Raw genomic sequence first — 24,588 nt, 5'->3', positions numbered from 1 at the left:
TAACGAATAACGAAAACAATAACATTGTAAAACTGCCTAAAGCAAGAATAAAAAAAGACCGTCTAAAAATAGCTTTTAAGACGGCCTCTTTTACTTTAAATATAGTTGCAATATTATCTGCTTCCGTTTACAAGGAAGGCGTGAATTACCCCCGGTAACCAGCCCAGCGCTGTAAGCAACAAACTTATTAAAAAGGTGCCGCTAAGCCCGTGTTTTAAAAATACTGCCAATGGCGGTAATAGGATATTCAGAATAATGGTTAGTAATGACATTTTAGTTGGTTTTATGGTTAATAATTAAAAGTTAGAGTTTTTCAGGAGAAAACTAAAGCCGGCAATAGACTTTAATCTGGTTTTAACAGGTTTCAGGAACCGAATTTGCGATATCTGGCCAGCATAAACGAATAAATCGCATAACAAACAAAACCTGCAGCCACCGCTCCCATCAACCAGGATCCAAAAGCCGATTCTTCAAGAAATGAAAATGCATCGCGGGTGTCTTTGATTTCAGAAGTGTTGGATTCTACGGCGGCCCTGATAAAGAAATACGACATAATTCCGAAGATTATTCCCCTTGCAATAAGCCCGAGATAGCCTGTATTTTTTACGGTTTTTCTTCTTTTTTCTTCGGAAATAGAACCATACCCCAGCTTCTCTAAAAATTCACCGGTTATTGCTTTTTTAAACTGAAAAATACTGGCAATGATCAATCCTATGCCGATAACCGCAAAAATATAAACCCCGGCAGGACCAGTGAGAATATCAGACATCATACCGTTTTGACCGCTTCCGGATGAACCTGCTGCATCTATAACTTTCAGAAATGAGATAACTGCAAGACCAAGGTAGATAAGGCCGCTAATAAAAAAGCCAAATCGTTTAGCCAATCCTTTTTTATCACTGCCAATATTTTCAGGATCTTTTATAGCCTGAAAGAATCGCCAGCAAGAATAACATAAAAGTCCCAGTCCCATTAAAATTAGAAGTGCCTGCCCAAAACTTTGCTTTTCCAGAAATTCCAGCACCTGCAGTTGTCCTGCGCTTTGCCCTCCCATATTAAAAGCAGCCAGAAAGGTGAGTACTCCAATAATACCATAAATACTCCCTTTGGCGACATAGCCGGCCCGGGCCACTTTTTCGACCTTTTCTTGCATAATTGAGTTAGTTGGTTAGTAACCTAAAATTACTCAAAAATATACGGGTGGGCGAGAAGTTAGTAAAAGTTTAAGCTTCTAAACCATTTCGAATATAACCAGCGCATAAAGATAAAAACGCACAAACCTTAGTAGTCCGAACATTAGGAAACTTTGAAAAGGAAATTTAATAATTCCGGCAGCGATGCTGGTCATCGCAAAAGGTATTGGTAAAAGAGCCCCAACAATGATTAAAAAACCACCCCATTTTCGGGTGTTTTTAATATGCTGAGCCATTTTCACCTCTATGGCTTCGTGCACGGCGGGAATTTTGGTAATTGCCCTCCCAATATAGTAAGAAATTACCCCACCCAGGTAAGAGGCCAGCGCCAGAAGTGATAGATATAAAATAGGGCTGGAAGATTTCCCCGACCAGGCAATAAAAAGTTCAGGCGGGATTAACCCCAGCAAGGATTCTGAAGCAAAAAACACCAAAAGTATCCCGATAGGAGGGTAGGTTTCAGTAACTTCAACAAGAAGATTTTCAATATCTAAAACATACCTGTCCAGGGCTACCAGGGCACCCACGAAAAGTAAAATGGGAATAATAGCTTTTCTTACACTTCTCCACACAAATTTGTAAAACCCTGTATAGCTGTAATACTGGTGTAATAAGCGTATGCGCGATTTCTTTTTAGACTTCGCATCTTTCTTCATCAAGCAGGCTTTTTTTAAACAGGCTTAGAGACCCTGTATTTTGATGGCAGGTTTTTCAAATACCGGGCCTAAATGTGTTGTAAATTTAATTTTCCTCGGCGTAATCCTGGAGGGCACTTACGTATTCTCTTAATTCGATTTCATTTACTCTGTTGCGGGAATCGGCCATTAGAGAGAGTAAATAATCCAGGCTTTCACGTCCGGTAATCTCTTCTTCAGCAATTTCTTCACCTTCTAAGGGCTCATCCTGTGGGATGGCTACTTCGAAAGCTTCATAAGTCTCAATATGCTCAAAAGTTAACCTGATAACTTTGGCCAGAAGCGGATTCCCTTCTTCTACCACCAACTCCCTTAAACTTTTTAAATCTTCAACAATGGTGTTTGTGATAATACCATTGCGCATAAGGTCACGCTGAATCTTATTAAGTAATTTTTGAGCTTTTATATTTTCCAAAATCTTCTGAATTATATGGGTTCAACTTAGCTACCGGATTTTCCCAATAACGATGCAAATTTACTGCTTTCAATAATTCCTGAAACAATTTAACACACAAATTCAGGCTATAATCTGCATTAATATTAACAATATCTTAGTGCTTAGTATTTTAAGCAGGCACCAATCTTTATTAGCTTTAAGGGAAATTAAAAAAAAATGAATTTTATGAAAGATAAAGTAGCTTTTATTACCGGAGGCAGTAAGGGAATTGGCCTCGGGGTAGCCCGTAGTTTACTCGATATGGGAATGAAAGTAGCCATCACCAGCCGCTCAAAATCAAATGCCGAAGAAGCCGCACGCAAGCTGGGAGACGAAAACAGAGTTTTAGGGCTCGAAGCAGATGTTCGAAATTTTGAAAGTCAGCAAAAAGCGGTTAAAGAGGTGCTTAACAAATGGGGACAGCTCGATGTGCTTGTCGCCAACGCCGGGATTGGGCATTTTGGAGCCATAGATGAGTTAAGCCCGCAGGATTGGAAGGAAACCATAGATACCAACCTAACCGGGGTATTTTACAGTATTAAAGCTTCTCTCGAAGCGCTTACCAAGTCTAAAGGCTATATTATTACCATTTCCAGCCTTGCAGGAACTAATTTCTTTGCCGGAGGGGCCGCCTATAATGCGAGTAAATTTGGTTTAACAGGCTTTACCCAGGCCGTAATGCTGGATCTAAGACAAAAAGGAATCAATGTGAGTACAATTATGCCGGGATCGGTAGCTACTCATTTTAATGGGCATACGCCAAATGAAGAAGATGCCTGGAAAATCCAGCCTGAAGATATTGGGGAATTAGTGCAGGATCTGCTTAAAATGAATCCGCGTACCTTGCCGAGTAAAATTGAGGTGAGGCCCTCTCAACCTCCATCAAAATAAAGATTTGAAAGCCGGCTAATTTTTCTAAGCCGGCTTTTTTCTTGAAAAGGGGGAATTTTCCCCCTCTAAACAAATCACAATGCGCTTTTATAAGCCGCTAAATTTCAGTAATTTGAAATATAATTCTGTTAGGTATGAAGATGCGGTGGCTGATATTATTTCTTGTTTTTGGTTTTTTGTCCTGTTCCGAAGGAATGATGTCGGGCAAACACAAGCGATTTGAAAATAAATCTTACGTCCACCTGTTTTATTCTACCGAAAAAGACTGCGAAGAATCCCAACCCCCCGACTTTTTTATCAATTGCCATCAACAGCTCGATCTTTATCCAAATTCGGAAGCAGAAATTATGCTTACCGATATCATTTGGAGAGGCACCTGGGAGCTTAGAGGAAAGGAGATAATTGTTTATGTACCTAATAGTTATGAAATTCCCTCTGGCAGCCTCACTTTTAAAGTGATTAATACCAGGCTTCTAAAATTGATCTCCAATAATACCGAATGGAAGCTTTTAAGTGGAAATTCTATCTGGAACTAATCCTCAAATCTTAACCACCAGTTTTCCCGTATTATTTCCTTTAAAAAGGTCCAGGAAAGCTTTAGGTAAGTTATCAAAACCTTCAACCCGGGTTTCCTCATATTTCAATTTACCTTCTTCCAGCCATTTGGATAATTGCTTTAAAGCAGGACCAAATTCTGCTGCATGATTTCTAACCAAAAACCCCTGCATCAAAGCCGATTTTTTAATCAGGGTTCCCTCGTGTCTTGGGCCTGTTGGTGCTTGAGTTTCATTATAAAGCGAAATTGCGCCGCAATTAATAATTCGGGCAAAACTATTTATTTGGGTCATTACTGCATCCAGGATTTCCCCGCCAACATTATCAAAATAAACATCAATACCATCGGGGCAAGCGCTTTCGAGATCCTTTTTAATATTCTGACTGGTTTTGTAATTTATCCCGGCATCAAAACCAAAATCTTCAGTAATCTTTTTAATTTTTTCATCACTCCCGGCAATTCCTACTACACGGCAGCCATTAATTTTTGCGATTTGACCAACAGTGCTGCCAACAGCCCCGGCCGCACCCGAAACTACCAGAGTTTCGCCATTGCTTAAATTCCCGATCTTGTCTAATGCGATATATGCTGTAAGTCCCGTTAAACCGAGTATTCCAAGATAAGCCGAGGGCTGTTTAGTTTCCTTCGGAAGTTTATTCAAAGATTTCCCTGAACTAACCTGGTATTCCTTCCACTGAAGCATTCCTGATACCAGGTCACCTTCAGCAAAATTTTGATTTTTAGATTCCTCAACCCGGGCAATTACCATAGATTCTATGGGTTTGTCAATTTCAAACGGCTCAATATAAGATTCTTCATCCCGCATTCTTCCTCTTAAATAAGGATCTACCGAAATATACAGGCTTTTTAAAAGTATTTCCCCACTGCCGGGAACAGGCATATTTTCTTTTGTAATTTTGAAATCATTTTCTGTAGGTTCCCCGGTAGGGCGATTTTTAAGTAAGATTACCTTATTCATATAAAAATAGATTTTTAACTCAATTTAAATTTAAACCGGGAGCTTTACAATTATATCATCCTAATTTAAAGCTAAATTTGAGTCGAGCTTAGTGATAGCACCTAACTTTAATTCTCAAAAATCGATATGAAGGCTGGCGTATCAGCATACCTCTCTAAACAACGGTCAAATCTTTTAGATTTTACCCGGTCTTACGATTTCGCTAAAGCCATAATTTTAAGTTTAGCCATAGGTATCCCGATTTTAGCAGGAATAAAGCTAGGTTATTTAGAAGAAAGTATCGCCATTGCCGTAGGATGTTTGTTGAGTTCTCCCAGTGATATTCCCGGAAATTTAAAGCACAAAAGTGTGGGAGTACTTTTGGCTGCATTCCTTGCAGGATTTATTAGCCTGCTAATGGGTTATGCCCAACAGAATATTTGGATCTTACTTTTATCTATTCCCGGCCTGATGTTCGGGATTTCGTACCTGGCTGTTTTTGGGTTTCGGGCTTCTTTGGTGGCCTTCTCGGGTCTTTTTGCCATCGTACTGAGTTTTGCCAATCTTTCTGGTGAAATTGAAATTTGGGAACGCGCCATATTTATCACCACGGGGGGGCTATGGTATCTAAGTCTTAGCACCGCCTATTATTTTTTGAATCCGAAAAAAATTACCGAAGAATTTTTAGCCGATTGCTTAAGGCTCACCGCGCGGTTTATGGAAAAACGGGCTCAAATGCTTAATCCAGATTGTGACAAAGAAAGCATAACCAAAGAGGTCTTACAGCTTCAAACCCAATTAAGCGAAAAGCACGAAGATTTAAGAGGGGTTTTAATTAGATCGCGGCTTCAATCTGGCAGCTCGAATTATGTTCGCAAACGCCTGCTTATTTTTATTGAACTCGTAGATATTTTTGAACTGGCGCTTGCCAATCCTTTTATTTATGAAAAAACAGCGGTTGAAATTCAGAAAGATAATAAGCGATTAGAGGAATTCCAGGAATATATTAGGGAATTATCGGGATTGCTACATCAAATTGCCGAAGAAATTCTTTCAGGGAAAAAAGATAATCTCAAATCACTTCAGAATAAAATTACCGCATTTCTCGATCACTTTAAAACAGGAAGGCAACTGGCTAATACAGGGATTCAAAGCGATTCAAATTTTTATATTTTTCAGCTATATGATTATTTGGAAAAACAAACCAATCGCATCCTCACCATTTTGCGAATCTTCGGAAATTTAGGCGCAGGCCAGCAATTTTTAATAAGTCGGGAGGCAGCGGCAAAATTTATAACTCCGCAGGATTATGATCCTAAAATTTTGCTGGAAAACTTCAATTTACAATCTCCAATTTTTAGACATAGCTTAAGGCTTGCCCTTGTGGTTCTGATTGGTTTTGGAATTGGGTTATACTTTTCTATAGATAATGCATACTGGATTATTTTAACCATTGTTGTTATTATGCGACCCAATTATGGTTTAACCCGCGAACGTTCCTGGCAGCGAATTGTTGGGACTATAATTGGAGCAATAATAGCTTTGGGTATCGTATTTCTTAGTCAGAATCCCATCTTATACGGAGTTTTGGGGTGGTTGTCGCTCACCTTTGCCTTTTCCCTAATTCAGCGAAATTATAAGACTGCTGCAATTTTTGTAACTCTAAGTATTGTATTTATCTACAGTTTATTACAGCCCAATGTATATGAGGTTATAAAATTCAGGGTGGTAGATACTCTGCTGGGTGCTGGTTTGGCGGCACTCGGGAACCAGTTTTTATGGCCATTCTGGGAAACCAGCGGGATCGAAAATCTCATTAGGAATAGTGTGCGGGCAAATCGCAAATTTCTTGCTGAAATTAATGCTTATTACAAGAATAAAACCCGTTTACCGGCTTCCTATAAACTGGCCAGAAAAGAAGCTTTTTTGGCTATGGGCCAGCTCAACGCCGCATTTCAAAGAATGACACAGGAACCACGCGCCCGGCAGCAGAATCTCAAGGAAATCTATGAAATCACCAACCTTAACCAGACTTTTCTGTCGGTTCTAGCAGCGATGGGAACATTTATGCGCAATCATCCCACCACCGCAGCTTCCAAAGAATTTGAAGTTTTTGTGAATCATATTCAGCAGGAACTAACCAGAACTATAGAGGAAACAAAAATAGATTCTGGAGAAAGATCGAATTTAAAAGACCTGGATAAAGCCAGGAAAAATTTAGACACCAGGTTAAAATCCCTGCTTATTCACAGAGATCGGGAAATTCAGAAAGGTAAGTTTAGCGAGAATAAAAAAATGCGCGAAGAATTACAGGAAGCCAGAATGCTTATAGATCATTTGAAATGGCTTCTGGAGATCGCCGAGAAGCTTGAAAAGCGTTACTTAAAATTAATGGCTAATTAAATCTTTGAAAGTGGTCACAAAAAAAACCACCCTTATAGGGTGGCCAGTTCAATTTTTCCTTTTCGGTTTACCCGATAATTTAGAAACTACCTTTTTGGTTTTTGCTTAGCCGGTTGCTTTTTTGGAGCGGCTTCCTGTTTTCCAGGTTTTTTGGGCTCCTCCTGCTTACGTGGTTGTCCTTGCTGTGCCATGATTAAATTGATTAAAATTACAGATCTAATTTACGGCTTTAAAACTCTCGTAAATTTCTTGTTATCAAATTTTTAACTATGATTTACTGTTAAATTTTTCTACCCCCAATTGTTCTATAATAATCATTTATCCTAAATAATTGCTATTGCCTGTACATTGCTTATTTTTGAGGTTGAACCAGATGATTTTTTATGAGCAAGGCTAACATCATAGAGAGGATCCAATCCAAAAAGCTGCATCCAAATTTGAAATTCGAAATCAAGGAGAAAACTGAAGCTTTCACCCATAAACTATTTTATACGCTTTTTGATGAAGCTACCCCGGTGGCTTCCAATATTGAGCAGCTCGAAAAAGATTTTGAAGAACTTGCCGATTTGGTATGCTGGGAACCATCTAAACCCTGCGGAAAATTATGGCAGGATTATCTAGAGCTCCTTCCTGAAATTTTAGAAAAACTCAATGAAGATGCGAATGCTATCGCCAAAAATGACCCTGCAGCAAATTCGGTTGAAGAAGTGTATCTGTCATACCCGGGCTTTTACGCCATAGCTATTTACAGGCTTAGCCACGAGCTTTATAAATTTAATTTACCTCTGGTTCCGCGGTTAATGACAGAATGTGCACACCGGCTCACAGGTACCGATATTAATCCTGGTGCCAGCATAGGAGTGCCTTTTTTTATAGACCACGCTACGGGGGTTGTTATCGGGGAAACTGCTGTCATTAAAAATAATGTAAAAATCTACCAGGGGGTTACCCTGGGTGCGCTGTATGTAGATCGCAATTTGCGGAATGTAAAAAGACACCCTACCATAGAGGATAATGTGACCATTTACGCCAATGCTACTATTTTGGGAGGTGAAACCACAATTGGAGCCAATAGTATAATTGGCGGAAATGTTTGGTTAACCGCCTCAGTCCCTAAAAATTCTATGGTATCACATACTCCACAAATCAATATTAAAAACAACGCCGAGTAGATGGAAGATTCAGTATTAAAACTTATAGGAAATACACCCCTGGTAAAAGCTCAGAGCCTGGTTAAAAATCCGAAGGTAGACTTATACTTTAAACTGGAAGGTCAAAATCCGGGGGGAAGTGTCAAAGACCGGCCTGCTTACAATATGATTAAAAGCGCTTTAGAAAGGGGAGACATCGATAAAAACACCCTGCTTATCGAGCCTACCAGTGGCAATACCGGTATTGCCCTGGCGATGATTGCAGGCCTTTTTAAGCTGAAGATTGAATTGGTTATGCCTGAAAATTCTACAGTAGAAAGAGTACAAACGATGCGCGCTTATGGTGCCACTGTAACCCTTACCGATGCCGATGGCGGGATTGAAGGAGCCAGAGATTATGCTGAGGAGAAGGTTAAAAAAACCGGCGGATTTATGTTCAACCAGTTTGCTAACGATGACAACTGGAAAGCACACTACAAAACCACCGGCCCAGAAATCTGGAATGACACCCACCAAAAAATCACTCATTTTGTTTCTTCCATGGGCACTACCGGAACCATTATGGGAACTTCAACTTTTTTAAAGGAAAAGAACTCCGATATTCAAATTGTGGGAGTGCAACCTACCGATGAATCCAGAATTCCCGGTATTCGCAAATGGCCCGAGGCATATTTGCCCAAAATTTTCAACCCTAAAAAAGTTGACAGAATTCTTGAGGTTAGCGAGGAAGAAGCCCGAAGTATGACAAATAAACTGGCCCGACAGGAAGGAATTTTTGCCGGGATGAGCAGTGGCGGTGCTACTGCGGCCGCAGTAAGATTATGTGAAGAACTCGATAGTGGGGTTGTGGTAAGCATTATATGTGATCGTGGCGACAGGTATTTGTCTTCAGACCTTTTTAAATATTAAAAAACCGGGAGTTTTGGCTCCCGGTTTTCCATGAAAAACTAACTACTCTACCCGAAAGAGGATAGGATATGCTGCTTAATTATTTGCCACCGCATAGCCATCCCGGGTCCTGCTAAGATCTACCCTCACTGTTTTACTGTCTTTGCCATTTTTGAGTTTTACTTTATAAAACTCTTTATCTGCAACCCAGCTGCCTTTCGAACTGGCAATGTGTTTATTATCCAGAATTGCGTACCCCGGATTATCTTTCATAATCCCAACAACGATGTCTTTAGACATGGGAACATTCTTAAAATGCTGATAGGTTGATATTAATCTTCCATCATTATCAAAGATTACATCCAGAGCCCCTTTATTGGTTTTAAAAACCACTTCATACCTATCGATATCGCTGCCAATATTAGCGTCTACCAATTGTTGTACATCAAAGTTTTCTCTGGCAAATTTCAGCGGATTGCTGTAAAAGTGACCTGCATACTTCTCAGGAATATTGATCCTGAGACTGCTGTTTTCATTCTCAAGTTTTAATAGAGAAGGATTCGATTTCAAAGTTAGCTCATCGAGCATAATAACCTGTGCCTGCCCCTGGCTTACGAAAGCCACAAAGAGAAGCAGTAAAATTAATTTTTTCATAACACCCCAAATTAGATTAATACTATTTATGAGGTAAAAGTACTCGCTCTAATACGGCTTTAATACTACCTGGGTATCACAGCTACATTTTTAACACTGCATCCTATTAAAAATTTTGGGAAGAATTTTCCCCGTTTTCCAATTTTTGAAGAAGCAGATTTAAATTTTCAAGTTCAACTTTATTGCGACCTAATTTTAAAATTCCGTCATGTTTGAACTCCTGCAAATGGCGATTAACAACAGCCCGGGTTGAACCTATAAGATTGGCAATCTCCTCATTAGAAAGATCATTTATAGATTCCAGTTTTCGGGATTGACCGTTTAAGTTCTTTATTATTAGTTTAGCAAGGCGGGTAGATATATCCACAAAAGTTATATTGGTGGCATATTCTTCTAATTGCCGCATTTGTGTGGCCATATACCCCAGAAGATTCAAGCCTATTTGAGGGAACTGCTTTAGATACTGTCTCATTTCAGGCATTGGTATCCATAGTAATTTCACCTCATTTAAAGTTTCAAAATAAACCTTATGCTCACAGTTTTCAAGTAAGCAGAGGGTATCAAAACAATCCTGATCTTTTAAAAGAAAGAGAGTTAATTCGCGGGAATTTGTGGCATCTACCTGGTACATTTTTAACCTGCCTGAAACTATTAAGTAAAAATGATTTAGCGTACCCTGGCTGGTAATGGAGCAGGAGTTTTCAGGTCTTTTCTCTTCTGAAAAAGAAGAGAGAATTTTTTCCAGATTTTCATTTGAAATTTCCTTGAAAATTCTGTGATTCCGAAATAATTCGCAATAAGAATTTAGTGCCTTTTTCTTCAACATACCGCAGCCTTTAAAAAACAGAAACAACCTAAAAAAAGGGGGGAGAAATATTGAAGTATTGGTGTAGCAATAGAAATACAAATTTAGTCTTTTAAAAATTCATTTCGATGAATTGTGGCGCGATAATTTCATTAAACCTGAAAAATCAGCTATTTTTGCAAAATTGAGATTTTAAAACACACTATGGAGGTTGAAACATTTGGGATAGAAGAAAAGAAAGTAGACAAACAATTATATGGCTACCAACAAAATGATATAAATAAAATTTTTAAGGTTATAGATGAGCATCCAGAGCACTATAATCTGTTATACCAGTTACCCACTGGAGGTGGAAAAACGGTAATCTTCTCTCAAATTGTTAGAGAATATATTCAACGCACCCAAAAGAAAGTACTTATTCTAACTCATAGAATTGAGCTTTGTAAGCAAACTTCAAATATGCTTACCGATTTTGGAGTGCGCAATAAGATTATTAATTCCAAAGTAAAGGAATTACCCGACCAGGAAGATTATATGTGTTTCGTTGCTATGGTAGAAACTCTTAATAACCGCCTTCACGACGAAAAGCTTGAGGTGCGTGATATTGGGATGGTAATCATAGATGAGGCACATTATAACAGCTTCAGAAAGCTTTTCAAGTTTTTTGAAAAGTGTTTTATCCTGGGGGTTACCGCAACGCCGCTAAGTTCCAATATCAAACTTCCGATGAAAGATAATTACCGGGAGCTGATAGTGGGAGATAGCATTAATTCTTTGATTGAGAAAGGCTTTTTGGCCCGGGCTAATACCTATAGTTACAATGTTGGGCTTACCAGCCTAAAGGTGGGGATGAACGGGGATTATACAGTAAAATCTTCTGAAGAGCTTTATTCTAATTTCTCGATGCAGGAAAAACTCCTGAATGCCTATTATGATAGATCACGCGGTAAGAAGACTTTGATTTTTAATAACGGGATTAATACCTCTATCGAAGTTTATGAAACTTTCAAAAATGCCGGATTGCCCATAAGGCACCTGGACAACACCACCAGTAAACAGGACCGAAAGGATATCCTGAAATGGTTTAAAAACACGCCCGATGCCATTGTTACTTCGGTAAGTATTCTAACCACCGGATTTGATGAACCTACGGTAGAAACCATTATTCTAAATCGGGCCACCAAATCGCTTACACTTTATTTTCAAATGATTGGTCGGGGCTCCAGGGTTCTTCCGAATAAAAAAGAGTTTTCGGTTATAGATTTAGGAAATAACCTGGCGCGTTTTGGCCATTGGAGTGCCCCGGTAGATTGGAAACAGATCTTTAGATCGCCCGATTTCTATTTTGAAAATCTTCTTAGCGATGAAGAGATAGAAAGGGAATTCAAATACCAAATGCCTCCTGAACTTAGGAAACAATTCGCAAAGTCTGAAAATGTTGATTTTGATGTTGAAGTGGCTTATGATGAAGTAATTCAAAAAGGTTTAAAATCGAAAACCGTTTTAGAGTGGTCTCTGGAACAGCACGTAAAAATGTGTGTGGAGAATAGTGAAGATGTATTTGATGCGCGTATTTTAGCCAAGGAACTAAAAGATGATATCGCCTCCCGTATCAAACAATATTCCTATTGTATAAGTAAGAGCACCAAAAATTACCGGGACTGGCTGGAAGAAGATTATTCCAGAAAATTAAGACTGGCCATTAACCAGGAATTCTAAATTTGTTCCCAACATTATGATATATTGGCCCGGCATCCTCGCCGGGCCTTTTTTTATTCGGTATCGGCCGATTTTAAATCGCGCTCCACAAATTCTCTTTCCCTAATTGATCCTCCCGCTACAATCGCAGCGCTAATTACCACAAGATTTTTAATAATATACTGGCCTTCCGTCGTAAGCACAAAAGGAAAATTTTCAAAACAAACTTCCGGCAAAACGATTAGCGGAAAGAAGGTCCCCGGGATTTGAAATATAAGCAGGATCAATGCCAGACGAATGGTCTTTTTGAAAAGCATAAAAATACCTATGAGCACTTCCCAAATTCCAAGAACCGGGATAAACCATTCGGGATCCAGCCAGTATACCGTAGCGGCCACCATATCCTGAGCGGGACTTTCAAAGACCACTTTTAAAGCACCAAACCAGATAAAAACAATAGCCAGCGAAATGCGCAACATTGGCTTCCCGTAGGTGTACATCCATTTGGTAACGCGGTAATCTATTCGATCTAATTTTCTAAGTTCCTCGGTTGGCATGTTAATTTGATTAAAGTATCTATTTCAAGTTTATGAATAATTTTTCAGGCCTTACAATTACCTGCGAATTATAGGATTTATTTAACAGCCAGGGATAGGCCAGGGGCCTAAAATTTTGGAAATTTAAGCTAACCACTAAATATATTAATTATGAAAAAATCAGGTAAAAAAGCTGAAGCAGAAAACAAAAAGTTACAGGACCTTGAACGAAACCGGGAAGATGGCACAGATCAGTTTTTAACCACCAACCAGGGGGTAAGAATTAACGATAATCAAAATTCACTAAAAGCAGGAGCCAGGGGTGCCAGCCTGCTGGAAGATTTTATTCTAAGGGAAAAAATCACCCATTTTGATCACGAACGAATTCCCGAGCGTATTGTGCACGCAAGAGGATCGGCGGCACATGGCTATTTTCAGGTCTATGAATCTATGGAAAAATACACCAAAGCTAAATTCCTGCAGGATCCCTCCCGAAAGACTCCGGTTTTTGTAAGGTTTTCTACAGTTGCCGGAAATAAAGGAAGCACCGATTTAGCCCGTGATGTACGAGGCTTTGCCGTTAAATTCTACACCGATGAAGGTAACTATGACCTGGTAGGGAATAATATCCCGGTGTTTTTTATCCAGGACGCGATTAAATTTCCAGATCTCATTCACTCTGTAAAACCCGAACCCCATAATGATATCCCGCAAGCGGCCTCGGCTCATGACACATTCTGGGATTTCGCTTCGCTAATGTCTGAATCTACCCATATGCTTATGTGGGCGATGAGCGACAGGGCGATTCCCAGAAGTTTGAGAATGATGGAAGGCTTCGGAATTCATACCTTCAGATTTGTAAATAAAGATGGAGAGGCGACCTTTGTGAAATTTCACTGGAAACCTAAATTGGGGGTTCACGGAGTAGCCTGGGATGAAGCCCAGAAAATCTCAGGAAATGACCCCGATTTTCATCGAAGGGATTTATGGGAAGCCATAGAAAACGGCCATTTTCCCGAGTGGGAATTAGGGGTGCAGCTAATTGCTGAAAAAGATGAGCATAAATTCGATTTCGATATCCTTGATCCTACCAAACTTATCCCCGAATCGCTGGTGCCGGTTCAACGCATCGGCAAAATGGTTTTAAACCGTAACCCCGATAATTTCTTTGCTGAAACCGAGCAGGTAGCTTTTCATCCGGGTCATATTGTCCCCGGAATTGATTTTACCAACGACCCCTTATTACAAGGCCGGCTTTTTTCATACACAGATACTCAACTGAAGCGTCTTGGTGGCCCGAACTTTCACGAGATTCCAATTAACCGTCCTGTAGCTCCTATGCACAACAATCAACGCGACGGGCATATGCGGCAGGAAATCAATAAAGGCAGAACCGCATACCAACCCAACAGCCTTGCCAATGGTTGCCCTTTCCAGGCAAAAATAGCAGAAGGCGGATTTGATTCTTATCCTGAAAAAATAGATGCCAAAAAAGTAAGGGAACGCAGTGAGAGTTTTAAAGATCACTTTAGCCAGGCAACTTTATTTTACCACAGCCAAACAGATATCGAAAAGCAACATATAATCGATGCCTTTAGTTTTGAGCTGGGAAAAGTGGAGGTCAAAGAAATTAGAATGAGAATGCTGTCTCATCTCAACGAAGTAGATAAAGACCTTGCAAAAGCCGTGGCCAAAAACCTGGGGGTAAAGGTTCCAAAATCTGAAAAACAAATCAACCACGGGGTTCCAGCCGATTATGACAAAAAACGCTATGAGCCTTCTAAAAGCAATCCTTCGGTGAAAGAAGACAAAGCTTTAAATATGATGCAATACGGCTTTGGAGATATTGAAACCAGGCAGATTGCATTTTTATGTGCCGATGGAGTTGATGAAAAATCGGTTAAGGATATGAAGAAAGCTTTGGAGAAAGAAGGGGCGATGGTAAAAATTCTGGGGACCAACAGCAATGCGGTGAAAACGGCCGGGGGTGAAGAACTTAAAGTTGATCACAGCTACAACACGGCTGCTTCAGTATTGTTTGATGCCTTTTTTGTTCCTTCAGGAGAAAAAGCTCATAAAGCCTTAAAAAAAGAACCCAAAGCAATTCAGTTTCTTAATGAAGCCTATAAGCATTGCAAGGCTATTGCTTCAGCCAGTGAAACCGGACCTATCGAAGAAACCTGGTTTTGGCAAAAAATCGATAAGAAAAAAATGAAAGATCAGGGAGTAGTTCTTGGGAATTCAAAATCTTCGGGAAAAGACTTTATCGAAGCTATTGGAAAACATCGCTTCTGGGAAAGAGAAAAAACTGAGCAGGTTCCGGTTTAGAATCTGAAAATTCTTTAAAAAGAACAGCCGCTATCAGAGCGGCTGTTTTTGTTAATTATCATCTTTCTTTCCAAAAAGGCGTTTAAAGAAACCCTTTTTCTTTTTGCCGTCATCTTCTTCAGCCTCATCTCTTCGCCTTTGTCTTTCATTATTATCATCTCCACCGCCAAATAATCTTTTAAAGAATCCGTCGCGTTGTTCTGGTTCACAATCCAGCATTTCACGAACGCTGGCCGAGGTAGGAGGGAAACGGGCATTGGTGATTTCAGCAAAATCGGGATTGGCATTCATCTTTTGCATCAACCCGGCAAAAATGGGTAATGCTGAATTCGCTCCCTGGCCTATATAAGTATTTCTGAATCCAATTCTGTGATCGTCTGAGCCCACCCAGGTAACGGTCACCAATTTTGGGGTTACCCCCACAAACCAACCGTCTTTATTATTTTGAGTCGTCCCTGTTTTTCCCGCTATTTGATTTCGAAGTCCGTAGGTGCTGCGTAACCTGTATGCCGTACCTTTATTAACTACAGATTTCATCATCTCCAACATAGTTTGCCTGGTAACTTCTGAATAGGCCGGCTGCTGGGATACCTGGGGTTCGAAAGTTGCCAGAACATTGCCGCTGCCATCTTCGATTTTCGAGATATAATAAGGCTTGCTGGAACGCGAGGAATTTACATATCCCGTAAAGGTCGTAGCCATTTCGGTTAAACTTAGTGATGCGGTTCCCAAAGCAATGGATGGCACCTGGGGTAAATCGGATTCTATTCCCATTTTCCTGGCCTGATTTATCACATTTCCAATCCCGGCCTGGGTGAGTACTTTTACCGCTATAGTGTTCATCGATTTGCTAAGCGCTTCTTCCATGCTGTAATTCATCTCTTCCTCTTCCTCGCTCATCCCACTGTTTCCCGGAGTCCAGCCCCCGCTGTAGGTAACTTCTCTTGCCGAAAAATAGGTACAGGGCTCAATACCCTGTTCCAGGGCAGCGGTATACACTACAGGCTTAAATGTAGAGCCCACCTGCCTTTTAGCCTGGGAAACATGATCATATTGAAAATACCTGAAATCCACACCTCCAACCCAGGCCTGTACTGCACCATTTGATGGGTCTACGGCCAGCATTCCGGCGTTTAAAAACTTTAGGTAATGCTTCACACTGTCTACGACGCTTGCTTGTTTGGATGTAATGTCGTCGTATTCAAATAAATCCATAGACCTGGTTTTTTGAAGCTCCTGCATAATTTCACTTTCCTGCATTCCCTGTTTCGCGAGTTTTTGCCAGGAGGAAGTCTTCTTTAAAGCATCCATCAAAATTTCATTGTTGGTTAGCCAGGGGGCTTTTTCGCCATAAGACTCTTCGTGTTGAACCTGCAGCTTACTCATATGTTCACGCATCGCTGCTTCAGCCATTTCCTGCATTTCATAATTGAGAGTGGTATGCACCACCAGGCCATCACGATAGATATTGTAAGTTTGGCCATCTTTATTTTTTAGAGTGTCCAGAATTCGGCTAACATCTTTGCGAATTTGTTCCCTGAAATAGGGCGCCAGGCCTTTATCGTGGCTGTAATTTTTATAATCCAGGACCATATCGGTTTGTTTGGCCTCTTCGGCTTCTTCTTCTGATAAATACCCATACTTGGCCATTTGCATAAGTACCACATCCCGGCGAAGCCTGCTGCGTTCAGGAAAAATTCTTGGATTGTAATAATGAGATGCTTTTAGCATTCCTACCAAAACCGCGGCTTCCTCTAAACTGAGCTCTGCGGTGTGTTTGCTGAAGAATTTCATAGCCGCGCTTTCTATACCAAAGGTATTATCACTAAAAGGTACCGTATTGAAATAAAGCCTTAGAATGTCATCTTTGTCATAAACCTTTTCTATTCTCTTGGCTATGATCGCCTCCTGCATTTTGTTCACTACAATTCCCAGGTAGCCATAATCTTTTCTTCCGTAGATATTTTTGGCCAGCTGAAGGGTGATCGTACTACCCCCGCCAGAAGACTCGTCCTGCAGTAAAATACTTTTAAAAAACACCCTGAAGAGGCTACGGTTGTCGATACCGTCGTGCTCGTAAAAACGAACGTCTTCGGTTGCGATGAGGGCATCGATAAGATGCTGGGGTAATTCCTCAAATTTTATGGGTTGACGATCGAAAACATAAAACTTCCCGATAAGTTCGCCTTCGGCTGAAAGTACCTGGGTAGCGCGGTTTTGTTTAAGTTCTTTTAATTCGGCAGAGGAGGGGAGTTTGCCCCAGGCTCCAAAATAAATACTTGCAAAGAAAATCACTCCAAGAGCGAATAAACTTCCCAAAATGATCACTGCCCATTTGAGTTTAGGCGAGCTCTTTATTTTTTCTAACATAATTAGGTATAGGTCCTGCAAATAAACAAAACCTATAAAAAACCTAAACTCTATTTAATTCTTTTTTAAGGTTTTAAAAGAGCCTTAAAATAAAAAGGCCGGTGCCTTTAGCACCGGCCAGTCCCGGTAGATTTCATAACAACTTAGCTTTAAATTTGAAAGGCGATGGGATTATTATGCGCCCATTTTTGCCTGGTATATTGTCTTTTAAAATTCAGAATTCGTTTCCTGATTTTAATATCATTTTCTTTTATAAAATGACCGTATTCCACTATTTGATTGATGCTTTTCATGATGGTTAACTTTTGATGATTGAACTTAACTAAAATGCCTCCTCTTTTGATCCCAACTTGACTTGTGACCTGGTTTTTCCTGATTCAAAAAGGCTCTGCGATTGCTGGCTGATGATTTCATGATTTCTGATTTTTTGATTGATGAATTTTTTAACTTAAGAATCTCCTTTTCTGATCCCAATTTGATTTGTGTCCCGATTTTTCCTGATTTAAAAATGTTCTGCGAGTGTTGGCTGATGATTTCATGATTTCTGATTTTTTGATTGATGAATTTTTTAACTTAAGAATCTTCTTTTCTGATCCCAATTTGATTTGTGTCCCGATTTTTCCTGATTTAAGAATGTTCTGCGAGAGTTGGCTGATGATTTCATAATTTCTGATTTTTTGATTGATAAATGACCCTTTTAATTGTGCCTTCTTCTGTTATTCCAAATAGACTTGGCATTGGTTTTTTCGATTCCGAAGAAGTTTCTGTTGTTTTCCATTTTAGTTTTCATAATTTTTAAAGTTTTGATTTACTATATAGACTGCACTCGGTTTCAATCTGTTACAGTACTATGTATAAAAAGGTACTTTTTTAACTAATTATTAACAAATTGGGTATGAAACAGCTGGTAAATCCCTGAATTGCAGTACAAAAAGTTGCAACCAGGAATATTATCAGCTTGTTTAATTAGCTTTTATTTAAACCCTTGCTGCCTATATTTTTCCGAAATTGAGCAAACTATAAAACCAGCATGAATAAAGCAGCGATTTTTATTGTAGCAGGAGTTATTGCCCTGGTCCTGGTAATCTATTTTACCTTTAATACAGATAGGCTCTATGCTTTCGATGCCGAGGAGAATTATCAAATTGTAGATTCCTGGGATATGCCCTCTGTACTGGAAGAAATTTCCGGGATACATTGGATAGGTGATAACAAAATCGCCTGCGTGATGGACGAGGAAGGCATTGTCTTCATTTATGATCTCGGCCAAAAGAAAATACTTAGTGAAATAGATTTTACGGGTACCGGAGATTTTGAGGCCATTCGAATCCTGGATAATGATGCCTGGGTTTTGAGAAGTGATGGAGAATTGTTTGAAATTAAAAATTACCTGGATACAAACCCAGATTTCAATCAGTATTCCACAGGTTTAACTGCGAGACATAACACCGAATCCTTTAGTAAAGATCCAAATTCCAACAATTTAATTATTGGGGTTAAAGATTTGGAAGAAGATGGCAACAAAAATTTTTATGCTTTCGATCTCGATGCGAAACAACTTAATCCCAATCCCGTTTTTGGAATATCGATGACCGACTCAATTTTTTCTGAAATAGAATACATTCACAGTTCCCGGGTAATGAGACCTTCAGATATGGAATTTCATCCTCAAACCGGTGATATCTATGTTCTGGATGGAGCCAGCCCGAAATTGCTTATTCTCGATGCAGCCACAAAGAACCCCAAAGAACTTTATATGTTGCATCCCGAAAAATTTAATCAGCCCGAAGGTATTAGTTTTACTCCCGATGGAAGATTATTTATTTCTAACGAAGGTGGGTATTACCCGGGGAACATTCTGGAGGTACAACTCGATAAAAACAAAAAGACCGTCGAAGACGGCCTTTAGCAACTGATTTAAAGTTTTTTATGATTTCTGAAGTCGTTCTGCCACCGCATCTACTTCATCCATTACCCGCAGCAGATTCTCTCCCCATAATTTGGCGATTTCCTCTTCGGTATAGCCCCTTTTTACAAGTTCAATGGTAATGTTTAAAGTTTCTGAAGCATCCTGCCAGCCATCAATTCCGCCGCCGCCGTCAAAATCTGAACTAATGCCCACGTGGTCAATTCCAATCAATTCTACCATATAATCTATATGATCCACAAAGTCTGAAACCCCCACAGGTTCAACTTTCGTTTTTAGAGTTTCGATGTCAGCTTCTGAAGCTTTTCTCACTTTTTGATATTCGGTATAATAAGCCCTTTGTTCTTCCTGCGGAAGACTGCGCACACTATCGCGGGATATTAAGGCAAAATTCATCTCCCTGGCTTTCTTCTCATAAACTTCGCGGCTGACTTTGTTGAAGGCTTCGGTTTTTTCGGTATCTACATAAGCGCTGAAAGCTACCGTTTGAACCACCCCGCCGTGTTCTTTAAAAAGTAACAACAACTCATCGTCTAAATTTCTGCTATGATCACAAAGCGCCCGGGCTGAAGAATGGGAGGCTAATAATGGTGCTTCAGATAATTCGAACATTTGTTTTATCGCTTCTTTAGAAGGATGGGAAACATCGATCATCATCCCCAGTCGGTTCATTTCTTTTATAACTTCTTTTCCCAGCTCACTTAAGCCATTATGCAACCATTCATCATTATTTTCTCCTGTGTTTGAATCGCTCAACTGGCTATGGCCCTGGTGGGATAAAGACATATAGCGCGCGCCAAGCTTATAGAATTTCTCAACATGGCTAATATCCCGGCCAATTGGGTAGCCATTTTCAACTCCTATTAGGGCGATTTTCTTTCCTTCAGCATGTAATTTGCGAACTTCAGCCGAGTTTGTGGCCAGTCCTATCTTATCTGGGGCAATTTCATTTACCAATTTGTGAATGGCGATAAACTTCAGCATCGCATTATTATGTGCGGCTTCAAAACCTTCTGGGCTTAATTCATCCTGCCCGGTGTACACTATAAACCAGGCTGCATCTAACCCGCCGGCTTCCATTTTTGGCAAATTTACCTGGGTGTCAAGGTCCATAGTATAATTCGCTTCATTGGTGAAATTGTTTACATTGATATCGGCGTGAGTATCTATGGTTATTACATTATCGTGAATGCGCTGAGCTTTTTCACGAATTTCAGGACTAATTGCAGATTGAGCTACCGCCGCAGTGGTAGCTAAAAACAGACTAAAGTTTAAGAGACTGGACTTCATTTTATTGAATTACATTTATAATAGCGCTGAATTTAAGGATAAAATTTGAGTGAAGAAAAGTCAGCTTGTTTTAGAAAACTTTTTTCCTGTACATTTGATTGTTTTTGCACCCCTATAATGAAGAAATATATAGTTGTAAATAATCCTGAAACCTGGAAGATACAGGCCCCTCTGGTTGAAGTGATCTCAGCCACCGATTATCTAACCAATCCCCAATATTTTAAGCTCAAGAAAGCCAGAATCTTTAATCTTTGCAAAGATTATAGCTATCAATCCCGTGGCTATTATGTATCTCTGCTTGCCGAGGCCCGGGGACATCTTGCCCTGCCCACGGTAAAAAACCTGGTAGATTTAAGGGCGCCAAAACTGGTGAAAATTGTATCAGGGGAATTTGATGAGCTTATACAGAGCAACCTCAAAAACATCAAATCCAGGGAATTTACGCTTAGCATTTATTTCGGGCAAAACCTGGCCAGAAAGTACAAAGAATTAAGTGCGATGTTTTTCAGGCATTTCCAAATTCCCCTGCTTCAGGTTAAATTTCAGTATACCACTAAATGGCAAATCAAAAGCATTAAAGCGGTTACAGAATCTGAAATTTCCGAAGAACACAGGGAAATGGTGCAGCAATATGCCGAAGAGTTTTTTGCTAAAAAACGTTATGATACCCCGCGTAGCCAGAATTTTGAATATGACCTGGCCATTCTGGTAAACCCTAACGATCCTGCCCCGCCCAGCAATGCCAAGGCGATTAAAAAATTTATAGAACTCGGTGAAAAATTGGGTTTCTATGTTGAAGTTGTTGGTCCCGGCGATCTTTCCCGCCTCTCAGCCTTCGATGCTCTGTTTATAAGGCAAAGTACCGAGGTTAATAATGAGGCCTATGCCTTTGCCCGCAAGGCCGAACAGGAAGAGATCGCAATTGTAGATTATCCCGATGCTATCTTAAAATGCTGTAATAAGGTTTTTATGGCCGAAGCTATGCTCAATGCGGGTATTGAAACGCCAAAAACGCTCATAGTTCATAAAGACAATAAGGCTAAGGTATTGGAAGAGATCAAACTTCCGGTAGTCCTCAAATCTCCCGATTCTACCTTTTCATTCGGGGTTAAAAAAGCCCATACCCAGGAAGAATATTTCGAGCTGGTTACTGCGATGCTTAAAAAATCGGAACTGATCATTGCCCAGGCATTTTCTCCTTCAGACTATGACTGGAGAATTGGAGTTTTAGACGGAAAGTTATTGTATGCCAGCCGTTATTATATGGCCCAGGGTCACTGGCAAATCTATAATTGGGAGGCTAAAAAGAAAAAGGACCAGGATGGAAATGCCGATAGTCTTCCATTAGAAGATGTACCTGAAAAAGTACTGAAACTGGCTCTGAAATCCACAAAATTATTAGGGCCGGGTCTGTATGGAGTAGATATTAAAATGATTAAGAATAAGGCCCTGGTCATCGAGATTAACGATAATCCCAATATAGATGCAGGAGTTGAAGATGTCTGGTATGGCGACCAGATTTATCTCGAAATTTTAAAAGCGTTAAAATCCAGATTAGAAAAGAAATAAGATGAGTTATCATTTATTTGAAGTCACCGGTATCGAGTTAGAATATATGTTGGTTGACAGGAATACTTTTGGGGTAAAACCAGTGGTAGATGAACTTTTTCTCGACAAAACCGGGGAGGTTTGCTCTGATGTAGACAATGGAAAAATTGAATGGAGCAATGAATTAGTGGCTCACGTGATTGAATTGAAAACCAATGGTCCAACCAGGGATTTGGAAAACCTGGATGAGCTGTTTCACCAAAACATCCTTGAAATCAATGAGCATCTAAAGTTAAAAAACACTAGATTATTACCGGGTGCGGCGCATCCTCTGATGAATCCCGAAACCGACACCCAACTTTGGAAACATAGCAATAATGAGGTTTACGAGTTGTATCATATAATTTTTGATTGCCGCGGTCACGGCTGGAGCAACTTGCAAAGCACTCATATAAATTTGCCATTTTCGGGTGATGAAGAATTTGAAAAATTACATGCCGCTATTCGGCTTTTGCTACCAATAATTCCCGGGTTAAGCGCGAGCTCCCCTTTTTTAGACGGAAAGTTTACCGGCTTTAAAGATGCCCGTTTAAATTATTACAAAACCAATCAGAAAGAAATTCCTGAAATGACAGGGACTGTAATTCCCGAGCAGGTTTTTTCACGAAAAGACTACTTCGAACGCATTTTTGAGCCCATCAATAAGGCGATTAAACCCTATGACACAGAAAATATTCTTGAACATCATTTTTTAAACAGTCGGGGCGCCATTGCCCGTTTTGACAGGCAGGCCATCGAGATTCGAATCATCGATATTCAGGAATGTCCCAAAGCCGATGTGGCCATAGCTGTGTTAATTATCGAAACTCTAAAACTTTTGGTAGGAGAGGAGTGGATTGCTTTGGAAGATCAAAAAAGCTTTGATGAAAAGCAGTTATTTGCAATTTTTAATGAGGTAATAGTTTCTGCGGAAGAAACTATGGTCAAAGATTCTCATTTTCTTTCAATTTTCGATATTACTTCTGAAGCAAGTGTAAAGGTAATATGGCTTAAAATTTATGAACGGGTAAAAGAAAATATTTCCCCGAAGCATCAGGAAAGCCTGGAGTTTTTGTTAAATAACGGAAGTCTTGCCACCAGGATTCTTCAGCGAACCGGGAGGACACCCAGTTCAGAGCAGCTAAAAAAGGTGTATTTGGAACTGGCCGATTGCCTGGTTGAAAACAAATTTTTTAAGCCGTGATCCTGATATTAAGTTGCGAACACGGCGGGAATATAATTCCTGAAATTTATAAACCCTATTTCCCAGATGCAGAAAATGAACTTAATTCACATCGTGGGTTAGATTTGGGAGCCCTGGACCTCTTCAGGCAATTTCAGGATTTGGCTCAATACTCTCAATTTAATGAGATTAGCAGGTTGTTGGTTGAAGTTAATCGCTCTCTTAATCATCCTGCCTTATTTTCAGAATTTTCCAAAAATCTTTCCACGGCCTTGAAGAAGGAAATTCTGGAAAGCTTTTATTTTTCTTACCGAAATGCCCTGGAAGAAAAGATTTCAGAAGAAATCACGAACGGAAATGAGGTTTTACATCTTTCCATACATTCTTTTACACCAATTTTAAACGTACAAAAGCGCAAAGCCGATATCGGAATTTTATACGACCCGCAAAGACCGCGAGAAAAAAGCTTCAGTAAGAATTTGAAAGAAATGCTGCAGCAGAATTTGCCGGAATTAAAGGTTCGCTCCAACTACCCTTATTTAGGCAAAGCCGATGGATTCACTACTTATTTAAGAAGAAAATTTCCAGATGCTTACCTGGGGATAGAGCTGGAGATCAACCAGAAATATGCTGAAAATAATCAATTTCCGGCCTGGTTAAAGAAAGGCATAATTCAAGCGGTAAATTCCTCACTGACGATGTAAATTTTGATATAGAAATTCTGGATTTCCCCAGTTTTAAGTTTTAAAATGGGCTCGTAATTTGTAAAAAATTACCTGTCATGTTATTTTTTGAGATTAAAGACTTGAACGAAGATGTTTTTTACGTGAATAAACATCAAATTTTATACATCGCCGATCAGGAAGATTTTGGCTGCAGTATAATGCTAAGCAATGGTTTTGTGATTAAAACCAATCAAAAATACGAAGATTTAAAAGACCTGGCCGATGGGGCCTAAGGCAAAAAAAAGAGGCCGTCTTAAAAGCTATTTTTAGACGGTCTTTTTTTATTCGTGCTTTAGGCAGTTTTACAATGTTAT

23 protein-coding genes are annotated in these 24,588 nt (G+C 39.8%); 12 read left to right on the top strand and 11 right to left on the bottom strand.

Going from position 1 to position 24,588, the window contains the following annotated elements; genetic code table 11:
* Positions 1–113 precede the first annotated feature (113 nt).
* The 4 genes from ACW6QP_RS15120 to ACW6QP_RS15105 all read right to left on the bottom strand — a co-directional run bounded on the left by ACW6QP_RS15120 (position 114) and on the right by ACW6QP_RS15105 (position 2,303).
* The gene (locus tag ACW6QP_RS15120) at positions 114–272 is read right to left on the bottom strand and encodes a YqaE/Pmp3 family membrane protein (RefSeq protein ID WP_457911717.1); all 159 of its coding nucleotides are present in this window, start codon (positions 270–272) and stop codon (positions 114–116) included.
* Positions 273–364: 92 nt separating this feature from the next.
* Positions 365–1,153, bottom strand: coding sequence for a DUF1206 domain-containing protein (locus ACW6QP_RS15115; RefSeq protein WP_457911716.1), 789 nt, complete (start codon positions 1,151–1,153; stop codon positions 365–367).
* Positions 1,154–1,231: 78 nt separating this feature from the next.
* Entirely contained in the window at positions 1,232–1,849 is a 618-nt protein-coding gene (locus tag ACW6QP_RS15110; protein ID WP_457911715.1) for a YqaA family protein, read from the bottom strand.
* Positions 1,850–1,934: 85 nt separating this feature from the next.
* Entirely contained in the window at positions 1,935–2,303 is a 369-nt protein-coding gene (locus ACW6QP_RS15105) for a hypothetical protein (protein WP_457911714.1), read from the bottom strand.
* A 198-nt stretch (positions 2,304–2,501) separates the two neighbouring features.
* On the opposite strand from ACW6QP_RS15105, the gene ACW6QP_RS15100 reads away from it, so the two are divergent.
* Positions 2,502–3,215, top strand: coding sequence for an SDR family oxidoreductase (locus ACW6QP_RS15100; RefSeq protein ID WP_457911713.1), 714 nt, complete (start codon positions 2,502–2,504; stop codon positions 3,213–3,215).
* Positions 3,216–3,349: 134 nt separating this feature from the next.
* Complete coding sequence (locus ACW6QP_RS15095; protein ID WP_457911712.1) at positions 3,350–3,751, top strand: hypothetical protein; 402 nt, start codon at positions 3,350–3,352, stop codon at positions 3,749–3,751.
* A gap of 3 nt (positions 3,752–3,754) precedes the next feature.
* Here the strand turns inward: ACW6QP_RS15095 and ACW6QP_RS15090 are convergent, their stop codons facing one another.
* Positions 3,755–4,750 (bottom strand): NADP-dependent oxidoreductase, encoded by a 996-nt coding sequence (locus tag ACW6QP_RS15090; RefSeq protein ID WP_457911711.1) that lies wholly within the window; start codon positions 4,748–4,750, stop codon positions 3,755–3,757.
* Positions 4,751–4,876: 126 nt separating this feature from the next.
* On the opposite strand from ACW6QP_RS15090, the gene ACW6QP_RS15085 reads away from it, so the two are divergent.
* The 3 genes from ACW6QP_RS15085 (at position 4,877) to cysM (ending at position 9,192) form a co-directional block, all read left to right on the top strand.
* On the top strand, positions 4,877–7,132 hold the full coding sequence (locus ACW6QP_RS15085) for an FUSC family protein (RefSeq protein WP_457911710.1): 2,256 nt from the start codon (positions 4,877–4,879) through the stop codon (positions 7,130–7,132).
* A 383-nt stretch (positions 7,133–7,515) separates the two neighbouring features.
* The gene (gene epsC, locus ACW6QP_RS15080; RefSeq protein WP_457911709.1) at positions 7,516–8,304 is read left to right on the top strand and encodes a serine O-acetyltransferase EpsC; all 789 of its coding nucleotides are present in this window, start codon (positions 7,516–7,518) and stop codon (positions 8,302–8,304) included.
* Positions 8,305–9,192, top strand: a complete 888-nt coding sequence (cysM, locus tag ACW6QP_RS15075; protein WP_457911708.1) for a cysteine synthase CysM — start codon at positions 8,305–8,307, stop codon at positions 9,190–9,192. It begins immediately after the preceding gene.
* 75 nt (positions 9,193–9,267) lie between these two features.
* Here cysM and ACW6QP_RS15070 read toward each other — a convergent pair whose 3' ends face one another.
* Both ACW6QP_RS15070 and ACW6QP_RS15065 read right to left on the bottom strand, forming a co-directional pair.
* A complete protein-coding gene (locus tag ACW6QP_RS15070) occupies positions 9,268–9,825 on the bottom strand; it encodes a hypothetical protein (RefSeq protein WP_457911707.1) in 558 nt (185 codons plus the stop codon).
* Positions 9,826–9,931: 106 nt separating this feature from the next.
* On the bottom strand, positions 9,932–10,651 hold the full coding sequence (locus ACW6QP_RS15065) for a Crp/Fnr family transcriptional regulator (protein WP_457911706.1): 720 nt from the start codon (positions 10,649–10,651) through the stop codon (positions 9,932–9,934).
* 183 nt (positions 10,652–10,834) lie between these two features.
* Between ACW6QP_RS15065 and ACW6QP_RS15060 the strand changes: the two genes are divergently transcribed.
* Positions 10,835–12,349, top strand: a complete 1,515-nt coding sequence (locus ACW6QP_RS15060; RefSeq protein WP_457911705.1) for a DEAD/DEAH box helicase — start codon at positions 10,835–10,837, stop codon at positions 12,347–12,349.
* A 53-nt stretch (positions 12,350–12,402) separates the two neighbouring features.
* On the opposite strand, the gene ACW6QP_RS15055 is transcribed toward ACW6QP_RS15060, so the two are convergent.
* A complete protein-coding gene (locus ACW6QP_RS15055) occupies positions 12,403–12,885 on the bottom strand; it encodes a DoxX family membrane protein (protein ID WP_457911704.1) in 483 nt (160 codons plus the stop codon).
* A 150-nt stretch (positions 12,886–13,035) separates the two neighbouring features.
* Between ACW6QP_RS15055 and katE the strand changes: the two genes are divergently transcribed.
* Positions 13,036–15,192, top strand: coding sequence for a catalase HPII (gene katE, locus ACW6QP_RS15050; RefSeq protein ID WP_457911703.1), 2,157 nt, complete (start codon positions 13,036–13,038; stop codon positions 15,190–15,192).
* Between the two features lie 51 nt (positions 15,193–15,243).
* Here the strand turns inward: katE and ACW6QP_RS15045 are convergent, their stop codons facing one another.
* Together ACW6QP_RS15045 and ACW6QP_RS15040 are read right to left on the bottom strand one after the other, a co-directional pair.
* Positions 15,244–17,562, bottom strand: coding sequence for a transglycosylase domain-containing protein (locus ACW6QP_RS15045; protein ID WP_457911702.1), 2,319 nt, complete (start codon positions 17,560–17,562; stop codon positions 15,244–15,246).
* Positions 17,563–17,711: 149 nt separating this feature from the next.
* Positions 17,712–17,855 (bottom strand): hypothetical protein, encoded by a 144-nt coding sequence (locus tag ACW6QP_RS15040; protein WP_457911701.1) that lies wholly within the window; start codon positions 17,853–17,855, stop codon positions 17,712–17,714.
* 737 nt (positions 17,856–18,592) lie between these two features.
* Between ACW6QP_RS15040 and ACW6QP_RS15035 the strand changes: the two genes are divergently transcribed.
* Entirely contained in the window at positions 18,593–19,471 is an 879-nt protein-coding gene (locus ACW6QP_RS15035) for an SdiA-regulated domain-containing protein (protein WP_457911700.1), read from the top strand.
* Positions 19,472–19,489: 18 nt separating this feature from the next.
* Here the strand turns inward: ACW6QP_RS15035 and ACW6QP_RS15030 are convergent, their stop codons facing one another.
* Positions 19,490–20,779 (bottom strand): dipeptidase, encoded by a 1,290-nt coding sequence (locus ACW6QP_RS15030; RefSeq protein ID WP_457911699.1) that lies wholly within the window; start codon positions 20,777–20,779, stop codon positions 19,490–19,492.
* 117 nt (positions 20,780–20,896) lie between these two features.
* Between ACW6QP_RS15030 and ACW6QP_RS15025 the strand changes: the two genes are divergently transcribed.
* The 4 genes from ACW6QP_RS15025 (at position 20,897) to ACW6QP_RS15010 (ending at position 24,507) form a co-directional block, all read left to right on the top strand.
* On the top strand, positions 20,897–22,348 hold the full coding sequence (locus tag ACW6QP_RS15025) for a RimK family protein (RefSeq protein WP_457911698.1): 1,452 nt from the start codon (positions 20,897–20,899) through the stop codon (positions 22,346–22,348).
* Between the two features lies 1 nt (position 22,349).
* Entirely contained in the window at positions 22,350–23,570 is a 1,221-nt protein-coding gene (locus ACW6QP_RS15020) for a carboxylate-amine ligase (RefSeq protein ID WP_457911697.1), read from the top strand.
* Complete coding sequence (locus tag ACW6QP_RS15015) at positions 23,567–24,253, top strand: N-formylglutamate amidohydrolase (protein WP_457911696.1); 687 nt, start codon at positions 23,567–23,569, stop codon at positions 24,251–24,253. Before ACW6QP_RS15020 ends, ACW6QP_RS15015 begins: the two co-directional genes overlap by 4 nt.
* Positions 24,254–24,330: 77 nt before the next feature.
* The gene (locus tag ACW6QP_RS15010; RefSeq protein ID WP_457911695.1) at positions 24,331–24,507 is read left to right on the top strand and encodes a hypothetical protein; all 177 of its coding nucleotides are present in this window, start codon (positions 24,331–24,333) and stop codon (positions 24,505–24,507) included.
* The last annotated feature ends 81 nt before the right edge of the window (positions 24,508–24,588 follow it).

This window comes from Salegentibacter haimaensis, assembly GCF_054121495.1.
The sequence above is the reverse complement of the archived record's forward strand: the minus strand, read 5'-3'. Positions and strand labels throughout refer to the sequence as shown.

What these genes read in the sequence shown, in the direction of transcription:
- ACW6QP_RS15120 (WP_457911717.1), bottom strand. Translation starts at nt 272, where the DNA reads ATGTCATTACTAACCATTATTCTGAATATCCTATTACCGCCATTGGCA.
- ACW6QP_RS15115 (WP_457911716.1), bottom strand. Translation starts at nt 1,153, where the DNA reads ATGCAAGAAAAGGTCGAAAAAGTGGCCCGGGCCGGCTATGTCGCCAAA.
- ACW6QP_RS15110 (WP_457911715.1), bottom strand. Translation starts at nt 1,849, where the DNA reads ATGAAGAAAGATGCGAAGTCTAAAAAGAAATCGCGCATACGCTTATTA.
- ACW6QP_RS15100 (WP_457911713.1), top strand. Translation starts at nt 2,502, where the DNA reads ATGAATTTTATGAAAGATAAAGTAGCTTTTATTACCGGAGGCAGTAAG.
- ACW6QP_RS15095 (WP_457911712.1), top strand. Translation starts at nt 3,350, where the DNA reads ATGAAGATGCGGTGGCTGATATTATTTCTTGTTTTTGGTTTTTTGTCC.
- ACW6QP_RS15090 (WP_457911711.1), bottom strand. Translation starts at nt 4,750, where the DNA reads ATGAATAAGGTAATCTTACTTAAAAATCGCCCTACCGGGGAACCTACA.
- ACW6QP_RS15085 (WP_457911710.1), top strand. Translation starts at nt 4,877, where the DNA reads ATGAAGGCTGGCGTATCAGCATACCTCTCTAAACAACGGTCAAATCTT.
- epsC (WP_457911709.1), top strand. Translation starts at nt 7,516, where the DNA reads ATGAGCAAGGCTAACATCATAGAGAGGATCCAATCCAAAAAGCTGCAT.
- cysM (WP_457911708.1), top strand. Translation starts at nt 8,305, where the DNA reads ATGGAAGATTCAGTATTAAAACTTATAGGAAATACACCCCTGGTAAAA.
- ACW6QP_RS15070 (WP_457911707.1), bottom strand. Translation starts at nt 9,825, where the DNA reads ATGAAAAAATTAATTTTACTGCTTCTCTTTGTGGCTTTCGTAAGCCAG.
- ACW6QP_RS15065 (WP_457911706.1), bottom strand. Translation starts at nt 10,651, where the DNA reads ATGTTGAAGAAAAAGGCACTAAATTCTTATTGCGAATTATTTCGGAAT.
- ACW6QP_RS15060 (WP_457911705.1), top strand. Translation starts at nt 10,835, where the DNA reads ATGGAGGTTGAAACATTTGGGATAGAAGAAAAGAAAGTAGACAAACAA.
- ACW6QP_RS15055 (WP_457911704.1), bottom strand. Translation starts at nt 12,885, where the DNA reads ATGCCAACCGAGGAACTTAGAAAATTAGATCGAATAGATTACCGCGTT.
- katE (WP_457911703.1), top strand. Translation starts at nt 13,036, where the DNA reads ATGAAAAAATCAGGTAAAAAAGCTGAAGCAGAAAACAAAAAGTTACAG.
- ACW6QP_RS15045 (WP_457911702.1), bottom strand. Translation starts at nt 17,562, where the DNA reads ATGTTAGAAAAAATAAAGAGCTCGCCTAAACTCAAATGGGCAGTGATC.
- ACW6QP_RS15040 (WP_457911701.1), bottom strand. Translation starts at nt 17,855, where the DNA reads ATGAAAAGCATCAATCAAATAGTGGAATACGGTCATTTTATAAAAGAA.
- ACW6QP_RS15035 (WP_457911700.1), top strand. Translation starts at nt 18,593, where the DNA reads ATGAATAAAGCAGCGATTTTTATTGTAGCAGGAGTTATTGCCCTGGTC.
- ACW6QP_RS15030 (WP_457911699.1), bottom strand. Translation starts at nt 20,779, where the DNA reads ATGAAGTCCAGTCTCTTAAACTTTAGTCTGTTTTTAGCTACCACTGCG.
- ACW6QP_RS15025 (WP_457911698.1), top strand. Translation starts at nt 20,897, where the DNA reads ATGAAGAAATATATAGTTGTAAATAATCCTGAAACCTGGAAGATACAG.
- ACW6QP_RS15020 (WP_457911697.1), top strand. Translation starts at nt 22,350, where the DNA reads ATGAGTTATCATTTATTTGAAGTCACCGGTATCGAGTTAGAATATATG.
- ACW6QP_RS15010 (WP_457911695.1), top strand. Translation starts at nt 24,331, where the DNA reads ATGTTATTTTTTGAGATTAAAGACTTGAACGAAGATGTTTTTTACGTG.